General features: G+C 72.0%; 6 protein-coding genes. 4 read left to right on the forward strand and 2 right to left on the reverse strand.

Annotated elements, in window-relative coordinates; translation table 11 throughout:
• Positions 1–2: 2 nt before the first annotated feature.
• Entirely contained in the window at positions 3–539 is a 537-nt protein-coding gene (locus tag MUB56_RS06920) for a ribonuclease H (protein ID WP_244931172.1), read from the forward strand.
• Here MUB56_RS06920 and MUB56_RS06925 read toward each other — a convergent pair.
• Positions 506–1,282 carry a putative protein N(5)-glutamine methyltransferase gene (locus MUB56_RS06925; RefSeq protein ID WP_244931173.1) on the reverse strand — a complete coding sequence of 259 codons (777 nt, stop codon included), beginning with the start codon at positions 1,280–1,282 and terminating at the stop codon, positions 506–508. The two genes, MUB56_RS06920 and MUB56_RS06925, sit on opposite strands and share 34 nt — an antisense overlap.
• A gap of 50 nt (positions 1,283–1,332) precedes the next feature.
• Here MUB56_RS06925 and MUB56_RS06930 point away from each other — a divergent pair, with 50 nt between their 5' ends.
• Positions 1,333–2,520, forward strand: coding sequence for an NADH:flavin oxidoreductase (locus MUB56_RS06930; RefSeq protein ID WP_244931174.1), 1,188 nt, complete (start codon positions 1,333–1,335; stop codon positions 2,518–2,520).
• Positions 2,521–2,756: 236 nt separating this feature from the next.
• Here the strand turns inward: MUB56_RS06930 and MUB56_RS06935 are convergent, their stop codons facing one another.
• Entirely contained in the window at positions 2,757–3,488 is a 732-nt protein-coding gene (locus MUB56_RS06935; protein WP_244931175.1) for a hypothetical protein, read from the reverse strand.
• A gap of 249 nt (positions 3,489–3,737) precedes the next feature.
• Between MUB56_RS06935 and MUB56_RS06940 the strand changes: the two genes are divergently transcribed.
• Together MUB56_RS06940 and MUB56_RS06945 are read left to right on the forward strand one after the other, a co-directional pair.
• Positions 3,738–9,488 carry an InlB B-repeat-containing protein gene (locus tag MUB56_RS06940; protein ID WP_244931176.1) on the forward strand — a complete coding sequence of 1,917 codons (5,751 nt, stop codon included), beginning with the start codon at positions 3,738–3,740 and terminating at the stop codon, positions 9,486–9,488.
• An 8-nt stretch (positions 9,489–9,496) separates the two neighbouring features.
• Positions 9,497–17,017, forward strand: coding sequence for a metallophosphoesterase (locus tag MUB56_RS06945; RefSeq protein ID WP_244931177.1), 7,521 nt, complete (start codon positions 9,497–9,499; stop codon positions 17,015–17,017).
• Positions 17,018–17,022: the final 5 nt, after the last annotated feature.

Below are 17,022 nucleotides of genomic sequence, written 5' to 3' on the forward strand. Positions count from 1 at the left end.
CCATGCCGCCCCGCACCCGTCGTACCGCCCGCCCCGCCAAGCCCGCCATGCCCGTCCCCGTGGGGGCGCGCGAGGTGTTCACCGACGGTGCGTGCTCCGGCAACCCCGGCCCGGGCGGCTGGGCCTGGGCGATCGACGAGGCGGTCTGGGCGAGCGGCCGCGAGGCCCCCTCGACCAACCAGCGGATGGAGGTCCGGGCCGCCTACGAGGCCGTGCGCTCGCTCGACGGACCGCTGCTCGTGGTGAGCGACTCGACGTACGTCGTCAACTGCTTCCGCGACGCCTGGTGGCGCGGCTGGCGCTCCCGCGGCTGGACCAACAGCTCCCGTCAGCCGGTCGCCAACCGCGACCTGTGGGAGCCGTTCGTCGACCTGGTCGAGGCGCGCGGCGACGTCGCCTTCCAGTGGGTCAAGGGGCACTCGGGCAACAAGATGAACGACCTCGTCGACCGCCTCGCGGTCGCGGCGGCCAAGGACGGTGGCAGCACCGGGACCACCGCAGCGCCTCAGCCGGCCGCCGGCGACGACGCGCTCTTCTGAGGCGACCCGACCACGACGGTGGCGTCCAGGTCGTCGTCGTGGTGCACGGTCGCGTCCAGTCCCGCGGAGGCCATCAGGGCGCGGGTGACCGGCGCCTGCGCGACGCTCGTCTCGATCAGCAGTCGGCCCCCGGGGGCCAGCCACTCGCCGGCTCCCCGGACGACCCGGCGCTGCACGTCGAGCCCGTCCGGCCCGCCGTCGAGCGCGACGGCCGGCTCGTGCAGCCGGGCCTCGGGCGGCATCAGGGCGATCGCCTCGTGCGGCACGTACGGCGCGTTCACCGCGAGTACGTCGACCCGCCCGCGCAGGTCGACGGGCAGGGCGTCGTAGAGATCGCCCTCGTGCACGCGCCCCGGCGGCAGGTTCCGCCGCGCGCAGCGGACGGCGGCCGGCTCGACATCGGCGGCGTACACCTCCAGGCCGGGCACGGTCGCGGCGAGCGCCGCGCCGATCGCGCCCGTCCCGCAGCACAGGTCGACGACGACGTCGCCCGCGTGCAGGCCGGCGGAGGCGAGGCGGACGACGTACGACGTCCGCTGCCGCGGCACGAAGACGCCCGGATCGACGACGACCCGCAGCCCGCAGAACTCCGCCCAGCCGACAAGCACCTCCAGCGGCTGGCCGGAGACCCGCGCCTCGACCAGGCGCGACAGGTCGGCCTCGTCGCGGGCGGCCGCGCGGAGCAGGGCCGCCTCCTCCTCCGCGAAGACGCAGCCGGCGGCACGCAGGCGGGACTCGATCACCGGGTCATCATCGCTCCCCCGAGGTAACTAGAACGCGTTACAGTTCGACGGTGACAGTCCCCGACGTCTTCGCGCCGGCCCAGCTCGGGCCGGTCACCCTGCGCAACCGCACCGTCAAGGCCGCGACCTTCGAGGGCCGCACGCCCGAGGGCCAGGTCACCGACGGCCTGATCGGCTACCACCTCGCGGTCGCGCGCGGCGGCATCGGCCTGACCACGGTGGCCTATCTCGCCGTCGCCCCCGAGGGCCGCACGCACCGCGACGTGATCGTGGTCGGGGAGCACTCGCTGGCCGGCCTGGTCCGGCTGACCGACGCCGTCCACGAGACCGGCGCCAAGATCGCGGGCCAGGTCGGGCACGCGGGACCGGTCGCCAACGGCCGCTCCAACGGCGTCCACGCCATCGCCGCGAGCAAGATGCCCAGCCCGCTGTCGATGCAGATGGTGCGGTCGGCGACCGAAGCGGACCTGACCCGCGTCACCAAGGCGTACGTCGCCGCCGCGCGGACCCTGGTGCGGGCGGGGTTCGACGTGCTCGAGCTGCACATGGCGCACAGCTACCTGATCTCCTCCTTCCTGGCGCCCGGGCTGAACCGGCGCAAGGACTCCTGGGCCGGCTCGCTGGAGAACCGCGCCCGGCTCGGCCGCCAGGTCGCCAGGGCCGTGCGCGACGAGGTGGGTGACGAGGTCGCGGTGACCGCCAAGGTCAGCCTGAGCGACGGCTTCAAGGGCGGGGTGACCACCGCGGACGGCCTCGCGTACGCCCAGCTGCTGGAGCAGGACGGCACCCTCGACGCGCTGCAGATGAGCGGCGGCAGCTCGCTGATGAACCCGATGTACCTCTTCCGCGGCGGCACCCCGATCAAGGAGTTCGCGGCGTCCATGCCGCTGCCGGTGCGGCTCGGCATGCGCACGCCGGTGGGGCGGTCGTTCATGAAGAAGTACGACTTCGAGGAGGCGTACTTCCGCGAGAAGGCGCTGCAGTTCCGGGCGGGGCTGTCGCTCCCGCTGATGCTGCTGGGCGGGATCAACCGCCGCGACACCATGGAGCAGGCGATGGCGGACGGCTTCGACTTCGTCGCCATGGGACGGGCCGTGCTGCGCGAGCCCGACCTGGTCAACCGCCTGCAGTCCGAGCAGGCCGTCTCGGGCGTCTGCATCCACTGCAACCGCTGCATGCCGACCATCTACTCCGGCACCCGCTGCCCGGAGATCACCGCGGAGCCGTTGGCGCTCTAGACGGCTACGGCCCAGAAGTCGCTGCGGCGGTCGGACGCGACAGATCCCCAGACTGCGCCTCAGGTACAGATGCTCGATCTGTCGCGCCAGGGCTGGCCACTCCTCCGGCTCCGGGACTCGAGGAGTCTCAGGATCTTCGGTCGCTGCACTCGATGTCACGGGAAGGTTGGCAGAGAGGGCACGCAGGCAGCGATCGAGTCTTGTGACGCACACCGACTCACGACCGGTGGTGGCGACTAGCCCTGCTGTCCGGACACGTCCCGCGTACGGCGACGTCTGGCCACGACGATCCCGACCCCGACGACCACCGCGGCTCCGACCCCGACGCCGCCCAGCTGGACCGCCGCGCTCCGGGCGCTGCTGGCCCGGGCACCGCTGTCGGTGCCGGCCTCCGCGCCGGCCGTCGTCAGCGCCCAGGTGATCGCGCCGGTGTCCGACGTGTAGGCGTGGCCCTGCCCGAAGGGCCCTGACGCCAGGGTGCGGTAGGCCTCGTCCACGTCGGTCAGGGTCGCGATCCGGACGTCGGCCGAGGACACCGGCCCCCCGCAGTCGAAGACGATCTCGACCCCGGTGGCCACCACGTCGTCGACCGGCAGCACGTTCCCCGCGCAGGGCTCTCCCGACGCGGTGACCACGATGCGCTCGAGGAGGTAGTCGGAGAGCTGCGGGGCCCGCGCCAGCTGGATCTCCGGAAGCTCGGTCGACTCCTCCGGCGCGAACTCGCCGTCCTCGAAGACCATGATGCTGCCGTCCCCGGCGGTCGCGCCGATCCAGGACGCCAGGACACCGAGGTCGTCGGGGGTCGCGTTCCAGACGAGGCGCAGGCCGTGCGCGGTCGCGCTGATCTCGGCCGTCTGCGGGTCGCCGAACGGGTGCGCCTCGGCGGCGGGCGCCGGCGCGAGCCAGACGGCGGCGCCCACCAGGGAGACGAGCGCCGCACGCCGGAGCATCCACAGTTGTCGTTGCATCGCGTGCGTAGGAGAGCCGAACCACCCGACCAGCAGATGGACCCGACGTGAACGGTCGGTGCGCACCGCTAAGACACGTCTTCGATTGTTCACCCGGCGGCCTCGACCGCGTCGCGATTCCTCCCCCTCCGGTTATCCACCGGTTGTTGCCTGGGCGAGCCGGCGCTCGTGCCGGGACTCGGGCACGACGTCAGCGATGACACTCACGACCCATCTCCAGACCCCTCAAGACAGAGCGAAGAGAGTCGAATGTCGTACCCCGGGTCCCTGCGGGCCGCTCGTTGCTTCCTCGCGCGCCTCGGCGTGGCCGCCCTCGGCCTCACGGTCGGTGCCGGTGGGCTGACGCTCGTCGCGCCGGCCCACGCGGCGACGATCGACGGCCTCGAAGGTGCGGGCACCACCGCCGACCCGATCGTCATCGTCTCGGCCGCCGACCTCGACGCGGCCGCCGCCCACGTCAACGGCGACCACGCGACCTACGGCTCGCTCGCCTACCGCCTGGGCGCCGACATCGACTACGCCGGCGGCACGTTCGCGACCTTCCAACGGTTCTCCGGTGTCTTCGACGGCAACGCGCACGCGATCAGCGACGTGACGCTGCGACCAGGGACGGTCGCGGACACCGGCGACGCGAACGCGACGCAGACCGGGTTCGTCCAGGTGCTGACGGACGGGACGATCAAGGACCTGACGCTGAAGCGGCTCACCTCGGTCACGACCGGAGGGGCGAGCGCCCGCGTGCAGCAGGGTGGCTTCGCCGGTCGCAGCTCCGGCGGGACGATCACGGGCTCCGCGCTGATCGACTCCACCGTGCGGTCCTCGGACAACACCGACAACTCCTCCTCCGTCGGCGGCTTCGTCGGCAAGACGGTGGGCGCGGCCTCCGCCACCACCACGGTCAGCGGCAACCTGCTCTCGGGCACCACGGTCTCGGGTGACAAGCGCGTCGGCGGTGTCGTCGGCTGGCAGAACATCGCCGCGACGGTCGAGGACAACCTGGTCGTCGGCGCCTCCGTCGCCCACAAGGGGGCCTCCGGCGCCGGCGCCGCCTTCCTCGCCGGGCACACGGTGTGCGTGGGCGCCCTCACCGGGAACGTCGTGGTCTCCGGGTCGATCGAGCAGGTGTCCCCGGCCGCCTACGGCTGGATCCGTTCGGCCGCCACCGGGTGCACGTCGTCGAGCAACCTGGTCAACGCGAACAACGACATCGACCCGAGCGCTCCGGTGGGCCACACCGCGGCGCCCGACCCGAACCCGTACGACGTGCTCTGGACGGGCTCGACCCTGCTCTCGACCGCGGGCAGCTGGACCTCGGGCGACCTCGGCACCTACACCGCACCCGCGGCGCTCGCCCAGCAGGCGACCTACGAGGTCCTCGGCTGGGACTTCGCCCCCGGCACCGGCAGCTGGCGCTGGGCGGAGGCGCTCGGCCACCCCGTCCCGGCCCACGCCGACCTCGACGGGTACGACGAGATCTCCTACCTCCTGGGCGGAGGGACCAACGGCGCCAACCCGTCGGCGTACACCCCGGCCTCGGCCGACCTCGCGCTGGTGGCGCCGACGCGCGCCGGCTACACGTTCACGGGCTGGACCGGCACGGGCCTCACCGAGCCGACGCTCCAGGTGACGGTCCCGTCCGGGTCGAGCGGCGACCGGGAGTACGTCGCGCACTGGGCGGCGACCTCCTACGCGCTCGACGTGGACCTCGCGGGCGGCTCCGTAGCGCAGGCGGCTCCGTCGACGTACACGATCGAGTCGGACGACATCAGCCTGGAGACGCCGACCCGCCCGGGCCACGCGTTCGCGGGCTGGACCGGCACCGGCCTCGAGGAGGCGGCGGCGTCCGTCACGATCGCGTCCGGGTCGAGCGGCCACCGCGCCTACACGGCCACCTGGACCGCCGGCTTCCCGATCTCCTACGACCTGGCCGGTGGCACCGCCACCGGCACCAACCCCGAGGCCTACCTCGCCGGCGACGCCGCCATCGTGCTGGCCAACCCGACGCGCGCCGGCTACACCTTCGCCGGCTGGACCGGCACCGACCTCGTCGAGTCGACGCACACCGTGACGATCCCGTCCGGCTCGACCGGTGCGCGGTCCTACACGGCCACCTGGAGGCTCGACCCGGCCGAGATCGTGGGCGTGTCCGGCAGCGGCACTGCCGACAGCCCCTACCTCGTCGGCAGCCCCGCGGACCTGGACGCCGTCGCGGCCGCGGTGAACAGCGACCCCACGACGTACGGCCCGCGGCACGTCGAGCTCACGGCGCACCTGGACTACGGCGGCGCGACGTTCGCCGGCTTCCACCGGTTCTCGGGCGTCTTCGACGGTGCCGGTCACACGATCAGCGACCTCACCTACGCGCCCTGGGTCGACGGTGACACCGAGCGCATCGCCTTCTTCGCGCGCCTGGACGGCGCCACGGTCACCGGTCTCACCCTGGCGGGCGTCACGGCGCTGAAGACCGGTACGACGCTCGCTCCGGGCGCCACCTCGGCGGTCACCGCGGGTCTCGCGACGCTGGCCACGAGCTCGACGGTCGACGGCGTCGCCCTGCTCGACGCGACGGTCCGCAACGAGAGCTCCGAGGGCGAGAACCCGTACGACGCCGGCTTCGTCTCCCGCATCGAGGGCACGGAAGGCGCGCCGACGCTGGTGACGAACAGCATGATCGGCGGCGACGTCACCGTCTTCAGCGCCGGCAAGTACGTCAGCGCCTTCGTCGGCTACCACGGCCCGCACGCGACCCTCAGCAAGAACCTCGTCGCCGCCGACCCGGACGCCGGCCACATGTCGCAGAACGCGGCCGGCGGGGCCAACCAGAACGCCGCAGTGCTCGTCAGCTACGGCGGCGTGGGCATGGACAGCCAGGAGATCGCCGGGAACGTCGTCTACTCGGGCTCGGTCTACTCGCACGCCACCGGCACCCCGGGCAACACGGTGAGCTGGATCGCGGGCTCCAACCACACCGAGATCGACACCTACGGCACCAACCTGGTGAACGCCGACCACAACCGGACGGGCTTCCCGACCGCCGCCGAGACGGCCCCGGAGGGACACCAGCTGCGGTGGACCCGCCGCAGCGGCAACTACGCGCACGACAAGGCGGGCCTCTGGGTGCTCGGCAACGACGGCACACCGGCGAGCCCCGAGCAGCTCCACGACCAGTCCACCTACGCGGGCCTCGGCTGGGACTTCGAGAGCATCTGGCGCTGGGACGCCCAGTCGCAGCACCCGGTGCTCCGCCGGGCGGCGGCGTCGGTCGAGGAGCCGCCGGCCATCACGGTGGCCGCGACCACGACGTCGTACCGCGTGGGCAGCAGCCCGACCGCGGCGGATGTGCTCGCCCGCCTCGGTGCGGTCGTCGACCGGGGCACGCTCGGCATCGACCTCGGCGGCGTCGACTTCGCCACGCTGGGCAGCTACCCCGCCACCGTCACCGCCGCCGACGGCGAGGACGTGGCGACCCCGGTCGCGGTCACCGTCGTCGTGACCGACCTGGACGGCGCGGGCACGCAGGCCACGCCGTACGTCGTCGCGTCGGTCTCCGACCTCGATGCCGCCGCGGCGATGGTCAACGCCGACCCGGCGCAGGCCGGCGCGGCCGCGGCCTGGTTCGAGCTCGCCGCCGACATCGACTACGCGGGCGGCACGTTCGCGACGTTCCGGCGCTTCTCCGGAGTCCTGGACGGCAACGGCCACACGATCAGCGACCTGACGCTGGCGCCGGGCTCGGTCGCCGACACGGCGGATGCCGGTGCGACCCAGACCGGCTTCGTCCAGGTCCTCAACGGGACGATCGAGAACCTGACGCTGCGCGAGCTCCGCTCCGTGACGGCCGGTGACACCACCGCCCGGGTCCAGCAGGGTGGCTTCGCCGGCCGGGCCGCCGGCGCGACCATCACGGGCTCGGCGCTGATGAACGCGACCGTGCGCTCCTCGGACAACACCGACAACTCCTCCGCGGTCGGCGGCCTGATCGGGAAGTCGACCGGCGCCGGCAACACGCTCGCTGACAACCTGCTCGCCGGGGTCACCGTCAACGGCGACAAGCGCGTCGGGGGCGTGATCGGCTGGGCCCAGCTCGAGTCGGCCGTCTCCCGCACCCTCGTGCTGGACACGTCGGTGACCCAGAACGGCAGTTCCGGCGCCGGTGCCGCTTTCATCAACGGCCACACCGTCTGCGCGGGCACCGTCACCGGCAACGTCGTTCTCTCCGGTGCCATCCGCCAGTCCTCGCCCGCCGGCTACGGCTGGATCACCACGGCGGCCACCGGCTGCGACGCCACGGGCAACCTCGTGAGCGCCAACAACAACATCGACACCACCACGCCGGTCGGCCACACCACCGTGCCCACCCCGAACCCGTACGACGTGTTCTGGTCGGGCTCGACCACGCTCGACACGGCCGGTGCCTGGACCCGCGGGAACCTCGGCACCTACACCTCGCGCGACGACCTCGCCCGCCAGGCGACGTACGAGAGCCTCGGCTGGGGCTTCGGGGCCGGCGCCTGGCGCTGGGACGACGAGCGCGACCACCCGGTCCCCGCCGGCGTGACGTTCCCGAGCGTCGAGCTCGACCTCGACCTCGCCGGCGGCACCGACGGCGGCGCCAACCCCGCCACCCACGGCTACGCGCTCACCACGACGCTGGTCAACCCGACCCGCGCCGGCTACACGTTCGCCGGCTGGACCGGCCCGGGTCTCGGCGGACCGACGCTCGACGTGCGGCTGCCGCGCTACCCGACCGGCGCGCTGGCGTACACCGCGACCTGGACGCCCACCGTCTACACGGTGAGCTACGACCTCGCCGGCGGGGAGGTGGGCGGCGACAACCCGTCGACGTACACGAGCGAGAGCGTCGCGTTCACGCTCGCGAACCCGACCCGCGCCGGCTACACGTTCGCCGGCTGGGCCGGGACCGGGGTCGACGGGACGCGCACGGCCGTGACGGTCGTGGCCGGGTCCGCCGGGTCGCGCTCCTACACGGCCCGGTGGACGCCGATCGGCTACCGGCTGAGCTACGACCTCGCCGGAGGCACGGCGGGCGGCGACAACCCGGCGTCGTACACGGTCGAGAGTGAGGCGTTCATCCTGGCGAACCCGACCCGCACCGGGTACGTGTTCGCCGGGTGGACCGGCACGGACCTGACGAGGGCCACCACGACGGTGGTCGTCGCGGCGGGCTCGCCGCGGGAGCGCTCGTACGCCGCGACGTGGACGCCGGTCGTCTACACGATCGTCTACGCCGTCGGCGACGACGCGGACTTCACCGGTCCGGTGCCGGGCACCTACACGGTCGAGTCCGCGGCGATCACCCTGCCCTCGCCGGCGCGACCCGGGTTCGAGTTCGCAGGCTGGAGCGGTCCGGACCTGGCCGGACCGACGATGGTCGTGACGATCCCGCGCGGGTCCATCGGGACGCGCACCTACACGCCCACCTGGGACCGGGTGCATGCGATCCGCTACGACCTGGCCGGCGGCACCCTCGCTGCGGGCAACCCGATGAGCTACACGGTGAAGACCGCGGCGTTCACGCTCGTCAACCCGACGCGTCCCGGCTACGACTTCGCGGGCTGGGCGGGACTCGGCGCCACGAACCCGGCGCTCACGATCCCCACCGGGACGACGGGTGACCTCGTGCTCACCGCGACCTGGACGAAGAAGGCCAAGGCCCGCTCGACGGTCCGGCTCACTCGTGTCCGCAAGGCCGAGCGGCCCCGGGTCGAGGTCGCCGTCCGGACCGTCTCCGGCTACGCCGCTCCCGCCGGCTCGGTGACCGTCCGGGTGACCGGCAAGGTCAGGAAGTCGGTGGGCGGCCGCACGAAGAAGGTGCGCGTCACCAGGATCGTCCGGTCCACCCTGCGGGCCGGCACGGCGACCGTGACCCTCCCGAAGAGGCTGCCCGCCGGCCGGTACCGGATCACCGTGCGATACGCGGGCGACGCCTTCTACGCCGCAGGCACCTCGAAGGCCCTCTCCTACACCTACAAGAAGTGATCGCCTCCATGAAGAAGCCCTCGCTGCGCCCCCTCGCCCTCGTCGCCGCCGCCGGGCTGGCCGGCTCCCTCCTGGGGGTCGTCGGCCCGGCATCGGCGGCCACCGTCCCCGGCCTCGCCGGCACCGGCACGGCCGCCGACCCCGTGGTCATCGCGTCCGCCGCCGACCTGACGGCGGCGGCCGAGGCGGTCAATGCCCAACCGGGGACGTACGCCGCCCTGGCGTACCGGGTCGACGCCGACATCAACTACCAGGGTGCGACGTTCCCGACGTTCCACACCTTCACCGGGACGTTCGACGGCAACGGGCACGCGGTGAGCAACATCGGCGGCTACGCGACCAGCGCGAGCACGGGGTTCTTCCGCAGCGCGACGAACGCGACCATCCGCGACCTCACCCTGGTGGGCGTGAACGTCACGGTCGCCGGGGACCCGCCGACGGCCGGTCACTTCGCGGCGGCCCTGGTCGAGACCGGCGCCAACGTCACGGTCAGCGGCAACTCGCTCATCGACTCCAAGGTGGAGCTGCTCAGGTCGTCCATCACCGCGACCAACTCCCGGGCGGCCGGCCTCGTCAACCGGATCTCGGGCGCCAGCGTCATCGCCGACAACTACCTCGACAACGTCGACGTCATCGGCAAGAAGTACCCCAGCGGCCTGGTCAACTGGGTCTCCGGCGGCAGCCCCACGATCGAGCGCAACCTCGTGGTGAACACGCGCGTCAACGAGGACACCCAGGGATCCGGCTCGTCCGCGGCCTTCGTCGTCCTCGACCCGAACGCCACCACCACCATCCGCAGGAACGTCGTCGCCTCCGGCTGGATCTACATGGACGCCAACACCGGCGCCAACCGCACCTTCGGCACCGGCTGGATCGCCGCGGACAAGGACGGCTCGGCGACCGAGAACCTGGTCAACGCCAACAACAACCGCACCTTCGACGACGAGGGCCACGTCGAGCAGACCGTCAAGACCCGCGGCACGGGCGACTACGACCTTGCCTGGGACAGCGACATCGCCCTCGAGTCCGTCCCGGGCGACTCCGGGACGACCTGGCGACTCGGCCACGACGGCTCCCCGGCCACGCCGGAACAGCTGGCGGAGCGGCCCACGTACGAGGGCATCGGCTGGGACTTCGCCGCCGGGGCCGGCACCTGGCGCTGGGAACCCGTGCTGGGCCACCCGGTGCCCCGGCAGGCGCAGATCCCGCCGCTCATGCAGGCCGGCGTCACCGGCTCCGGCACCACCGCCGACCCGTACCTGATCCGCTCGGTGAGCGACCTCGAGGCGATGCAGGCGGCGATCGCGTCCGACTACGGGGTCTACGGGTCCGACTCGTTCCGCCTCGCCGCCGACATCGACCTCGAGGGCGCCGAGTTCACCGGCGTGGACCGCTTCTCCGGCACCTTCGACGGCAACGGCCACACCATCGCGAACCCCACGTACGCGCCCAGCGCGGGCTCCGCCGACCTCGGCTTCTTCCGCGAGCTGTCCGGCACCGTCCGCGGGCTCACCCTGTCCGGCGTGCGGCTCGCCCCGGTCGCCGGCACCGAGCGGGTGGCCGCTCTCGCGGTGACCGCCGCCGGGACCACGGCGAGGCCCGCCACGATCACCCAGGTCGAGATCACCGACGCCGTGCTCACGGCCCCGGACGCCGCTCACGGCGCGGGGATCGTCGTCGAGTCGGGTGCGCACACGTCGGTACACGACGTCGACGTCGAGGTCGAGGTCACCGTCGGCGACCTCGCGGCCGGCGTGGTCGGGACGGTCTCCGCCGACGGCGTCGTGCGGAACAACCTGATCCGTCAGGACACCGCGCTCGACGCAGCGAGCACCGACGCGATCGTCGGGCGCGACCTCGGGCCCGAGACGACCGTCAGCGGCAACGTCGTCGTCGGCGACGACGGCGACGGCCTCGACGAGCACACGAAGTCGACGTACACCGGCCTGGGCTGGGACTTCGTCGACGCCTGGATGTGGGACGTCGACACGCTGCTGCCGCGGATCAAGTACGTCGCGCCCGAGGAGATGCCGAACCGGATCACCTCGACCTTCTACGGCGACCCCGAGACCCAGCGCGCCTTCACCTGGTACCAGGACCTCGCCGACGCGGTGGAACCGGGTGCGATCCTCAGCACCGACCCGCGCTTCCCCGACGACGCGACCTCGCTGTTCCAGGCCGCGGCCGAGGAGAGCAACGAGGGCGAGACCCTCTACCGCGTCATCGCGAAGAACCTGACGCCGGGGATGACCTACTACTACCGCGTCGGCGACACCTTCACCGGGAAGTGGAGCGAGAACGGGACGTTCCGGACCGCTGACGGCGAGGACGACTTCTCCTTCATCGGGCTGACCGACACCCAGGCCCGCGGCGGCGCCAGCGAGGCCGCCGTGTCTGCCAGGACCCTGGACCAGGCACTCAAGACGGTGCCGGACTCGGAGTTCATGGTGCACGCGGGCGACGTGGTGCAGCTCAGCGAGGAGGAGCTCGACTGGACCGACCTGTTCGGGAAGGCCCAGGAGAGCCTGTTGGCGACCACCATCGCGCCGGTCGCGGGCAACCACGACGGCATGCCGGACGAGTTCACCCAGCACTTCACGCTCGAGGCGGTCGACGACCAGGACACCTCGGCCGGCGTCTACTACTCCTACGACTACAACGACGCCCACTTCGCCATGCTCAACACCAACGAGGGCAAGGGTGGCTGCCAGGTCCACGGGCTCAACAACGAGGCCGGGTGCGAGATCGTCAGCGACGAGCAGGTCGCCTGGTTGCGCGAGGACGTCCGCAAGGCGCGCGAGAACGGCGCGAAGTGGATCGTCCTCACCACCCACAAGGGGCCGTTCACCGCCGGCGCCCACCCGTTCGACGCCGAGATCCTGAAGCTGCGCGAGCGTCTGGTGCCGCTCATCGACGAGCTCGACATCGACCTCGTGCTCCAGGGGCATGACCACTATTGGTCGCGCACCAAGGAGCTGTTCTCCGACCCGTCGTCCCCGGTCAAGGCCCGGGTCGCCGATCCCGCGTCCGAGGTCATCGAGGAGGTCGTCGGCGGGGTCCGGGTCGAGTACAAGGTCGATCCCGAGGGCACCCTGCTCGTCAACCCGGGGACGGCGGGTGCCAAGCACTACAGCCAGCTCGAGGACGGCCGGCCGGCGGAGATCAGCGAGGAGACCTACCTCGGCCTGTTCGAGCGTCTCGGCGGCGGCCTCAGCTTCACCAGCAACACCAACCCGTCCTACCTCGGGATCGAGGTCACCGACGGCACGCTGACCGTGAACCGGTACGAGGTCGACGGCAACGGCCGCGGCTACTTCGCCGAGGGCTTCGGCATCGACCGGGAGATGTCCGCAGTGGACGCCCGGCTCGCGGCCCTCCCGGAGGCGGCCGACGTGACCCTGGAGGACGCGGTGGAGGTCGCGGCCGCGCGGATCGCGGTCAAGGGGCTGACCAAGGCCCAGCGCGGCGCCCTGGACCACCTCACGCGGCTCGAGGATGCCGAGGCGAGGCTGCGGGTGCTCCGTGGCGTCGCGTCGGCCGATGGCAGCGAGATCGCGTGGGCGGACCAGGGGGCGACGTACCGCCAGCCGGTCACCGTCACCAACGACCAGCGGCGCACCCTCACCGACGTGCCCGTCCGGCTGGAGATCGACGACACCCCCGACGTCGGGGCCGAGACCTTCGCACTGTTCACCGAGCGCAGCGTCCCGCTCCCCGTCGAGGTCGAGACCTGGCAGCCGGGCGGCACCTCGGTCGTCTGGGCACGGCTCGACCAGCTGACGAGGCAGGACTCCCAGGTCGTCTGGGCCTACTTCGGTGGCCTGGGCTCGCCCGACAACGACCCGCGGGACGTGTGGAGCGAGGACTTCGACCTCGTCGAGCACTTCGCCACCGACGTCGCGGCCGGGGAGGCCCTGACCGACTCGACCGGGAAGGTCACCGGCACGCTGGTCGGCTCCGCGCTCGATGCGGTCACCGACTCCGGGTCCGCCCTGCCGGGCAGCGGCTCGGTGCGCTTCGACGCCTCGCGACTGCAGTACGACGGCAACATCGGCGCGAGCGCCAAGAAGTTCACCGTCTCGGGCATCTTCAGCCTCACCCCCGACGACATGGCCGCCATCAGCGGCGAGAGCAACGCCCTGGTGGCGCGCAGCGTGCCCGGGGCCGACGAGCCCACCATGGAGCTCGGCATGCGCAAGACGGACGGCCTGTTCCAGGCGCTCACCCCGTTCGACGACGCCACCACGCCGATCGCCAAGGACGCCGAGCCGCACGTCGTCACGGTCACCTTCGACGAGATGACCTACGCGGTGTTCGTCGACGGCGAGGAGGCCTCCTCGGCGATGGCCGAGGGGCGGCGGTTCCCGAACCTCTACGACGCCCCGCTCACCGTCGGCGACTCCGGCGTCGACCCGGACGACCCCAACCGGCTGCTCGAGCCGTTCCACGGGGTCGTCGACGAGCTCTGGATCGCCAGCGTGCAGTTCATCCCGGAGCTGGACGCGTTCCGCGCCGACAACTACTTCGGCGACGCCGTCGGGTTCGGCAGGCGGGAGACGAAGGCCGCCGACGAGCTCGTGCTCGCGCTGGGCCGACCCGGCGACGGCGCTGACGTCGAGGCCGGTCCGGTCGATGTGTTCGGGTCGGTGTCGAAGCGCTCCGTGCTGACCGCCGCGATCGACGGGAAGACGGTCTTCGAACAGCAGGTCGAGGCAGGCGTGTTCACGGTGCCGGTGCCGGTGCTGACCACCGGGTCGGGCGTGGAGGTCACCTTCACCGCCACGACGACCGCGGCGCCGAGCCTCGACTCCGAGCCGACGGTGCGCCGCCTCGACGTCACCGACACGACCGCCCCCGCCGTACCGCGCACCGAGGCGCAGCGTCCCGCCAACGACTCGCTCCGGCTGCAGGTCACCCCGCGGACCGACCTCGCGGAGACCGTCGAGGCCCAGTACTACGCGAACGAGTCGGTCGCGCTGGGTGCGCAGAACCTGCAGGTCCGCACCGGCGAGACCGCCGACCGGGTGCCCACCGCGCTCACCCCGCTCAGCGGGACTCCTGGGAGCGAGCTCACGCCCACGACCGTCGGCGACGACAAGAATCCCTTCCAGATCTACCGCATCACTCTGACCGAGGAGCAGGTCGCCGAGGACGAGTGGCACTTCTCCTGGCGGGGCCGGGCCGACACGCGCACCGTGTCGGCCTGGGTGTGGGACACCGTGGCGCAGCGGTGGGTGCTGAAGGAGTCCGACGCCAGCCCCGAGGGATCGGACGTCAACCTCGACGTCCGGACCACCGCGGCCGAGCACCCGGTGTCCGACGAGCGGGTGCTCACCGTGCTCGTCTGGCGTGGTCTCACCGAGCTGCCCTGGGCCGAGAGCGAGGACTTCGACGACGTCCTGCCGTCGGCCGACGACTACGACTGGTCGTTCAACCACGTCGGCGACACCCAGCTCTACTCCCAGGCGACGCCGTGGACGATGACGGAGCAGTTCGAGTACATCGCGGACAAGGCCGCCGAGCGCAAGACCGCGATGGTCGTCCAGGCCGGCGACTGGGTCAACAAGGAGGAGTTCGAGGACGAATGGCAGTGGCGTAACGCCGAGCCCTCCGCCGAGGCCCTGGAGGAGGCGGACATCCCGCTCGCCATCTCCTGGGGCAACCATGACTACAACGAGTCCTACAACGGCCGTCAGATGCTCCAGAAGTACTTCCCGATGCAGCGCTTCGAGGACGGACTCGAGGGCTCGCCGTGGACCTTCGGCGGCAGCTCCGACATCGACAACTACTACTACACCGGCGAGATCAACGGCGCGAAGATCCTCTGGCTCCAGCTGGGGCACTGGTCGATGGAGCCGGGTGCCGAGAACACGGCGGACGGTGTCGCCTGGGCCCAGTCGGTCATCGGGTCGCACCGCGACTACAGCGTCATCATGTCGACCCACCACCACCTGTGGGCGCGCGACGCGAGCAACCCGTACTCGAACCCGTTGGTCAACGAGCTGATCGACCCCTACCCGAACGTCAAGCTCGTGCTGTCCGGCCACCAGTCCGGGACGTTCGTGACCTCGCGGACCAACAGCGGCGGCACCCGCGTGTTCTCGATCCTGACCGACTACCAGACCCGGGCCTGGGGCGGCCACGGCTTCCTGAAGAACCTCAGCGTCGACGCCGAGAACAACCTCATCCACGTCAACACCTACAGCCCCTGGCTGCAGCGGACGACGTCCGACGGTCGCTGGAGCCAGGAGGTCCCCAAGCCGAACACGCCGGGCTACTGGGGCGAGAACTCGGAGAACTACGTCATCGAGGTGGACCTCGGCGGCGTCCAGGAGCGCACCCTGGACGCCTCGCGCGTGACGTTCGCCTCCGGCGCGCCGGAGACGATCGGTGACCCGATCACCCTCGTCGGCGACCAGCAGGGCGAGGTCGCCTTCCACCCGGACCTGGACGTGTCGCAGGAGTGGTACGCCGTCCTGACGGACGGCTCGGGCAACAGGGTCACCTCGAAGACGAACATCGTGCGACGGGTCGCCTCCTTCGCGATCGGCTACGACCTGGCCGGCGGGGCGCTCCCGGGTGCCGAGAACCCGACGGCGTACACCTCCGAGGACTCCGTCACGCTGGCCGCGCCGACGCGCACCGGCTACACCTTCCTCGGGTGGACGGGCCCCGGCCTGACGTCGCCGACGGCGTCGGTCACGATCCCGGCGGGCTCGACCGGCGACCGCAGCTACCGCGCGCACTGGGAGGTGACCTCCTACGGGTTGGACCTGGACCTCGCGGGCGGCTACCTCACCCAGGCGAACCCGACCGAGTACACGATCGAGACGGGTGCGCTGACCCTGCGCAACCCGCGGCGCTCGGGCTACGACTTCGGCGGGTGGACCGGCCCCGACCTGTCCGGGCCGACCGCCTCGGTCACCATCCCAGCCGGCTCGGCCGGCGAGCGCGCCTACGTCGCCACCTGGACCTCGCGAGGCTTCCCGATCACCTACGACCTCGCCGGCGGCACGGTGACGGGCAACCCGACGACGTACACCGTCGAGTCCGCGCCGTTCACGCTGGTGAAGCCCACGCGTCCCGACCACCGGTTCACCGGCTGGACCGGAACCGGACTGAGCCGGAGCGAGACCGAGGTCACCGTGGTGCCCGGCACCAGCGGCGCCCTCGCGTTCACCGCGACCTGGGAGCGGCTGCCCCAGGTGGCGTCCTCGGTGGGCGTGAGGCTCGCGACGGTCAGACGGAAGCCGACCCATGTCAACGTCACGGTGACGCCCGCAGCCGGTCGGTCCGCGGCCACCGGCAGGGTCGTCGTGAAGCTGACCGGCAAGGTGACGAGGTGGGTCCAGGGCAAGGCGAGGAAGGTCGTCGTCTCCCGGACCGTCGCGGGCAGGCTCGTGGGCGGTACGGCGCGGATCGCGTTGCCGAGGCGCCTCGCGGCCGGGCGGTGGAAGGTCGTCGTCACCTACACGGGCGACGCGCAGTACCAGCGCGCCCGCGCGAAGGTCCTCAGGTTCCGACTGTAACCGCG

Origin of the sequence: Nocardioides sp. W7 (assembly GCF_022919075.1) — a bacterium.
GTDB lineage: Bacteria > Actinomycetota > Actinomycetes > Propionibacteriales > Nocardioidaceae > Nocardioides.

What these genes read in the sequence shown, in the direction of transcription:
- MUB56_RS06940 (WP_244931176.1), top strand. Translation starts at nt 3,738, where the DNA reads ATGTCGTACCCCGGGTCCCTGCGGGCCGCTCGTTGCTTCCTCGCGCGC.
- MUB56_RS06920 (WP_244931172.1), top strand. Translation starts at nt 3, where the DNA reads ATGCCGCCCCGCACCCGTCGTACCGCCCGCCCCGCCAAGCCCGCCATG.
- MUB56_RS06945 (WP_244931177.1), top strand. Translation starts at nt 9,497, where the DNA reads ATGAAGAAGCCCTCGCTGCGCCCCCTCGCCCTCGTCGCCGCCGCCGGG.
- MUB56_RS06935 (WP_244931175.1), bottom strand. Translation starts at nt 3,488, where the DNA reads ATGCAACGACAACTGTGGATGCTCCGGCGTGCGGCGCTCGTCTCCCTG.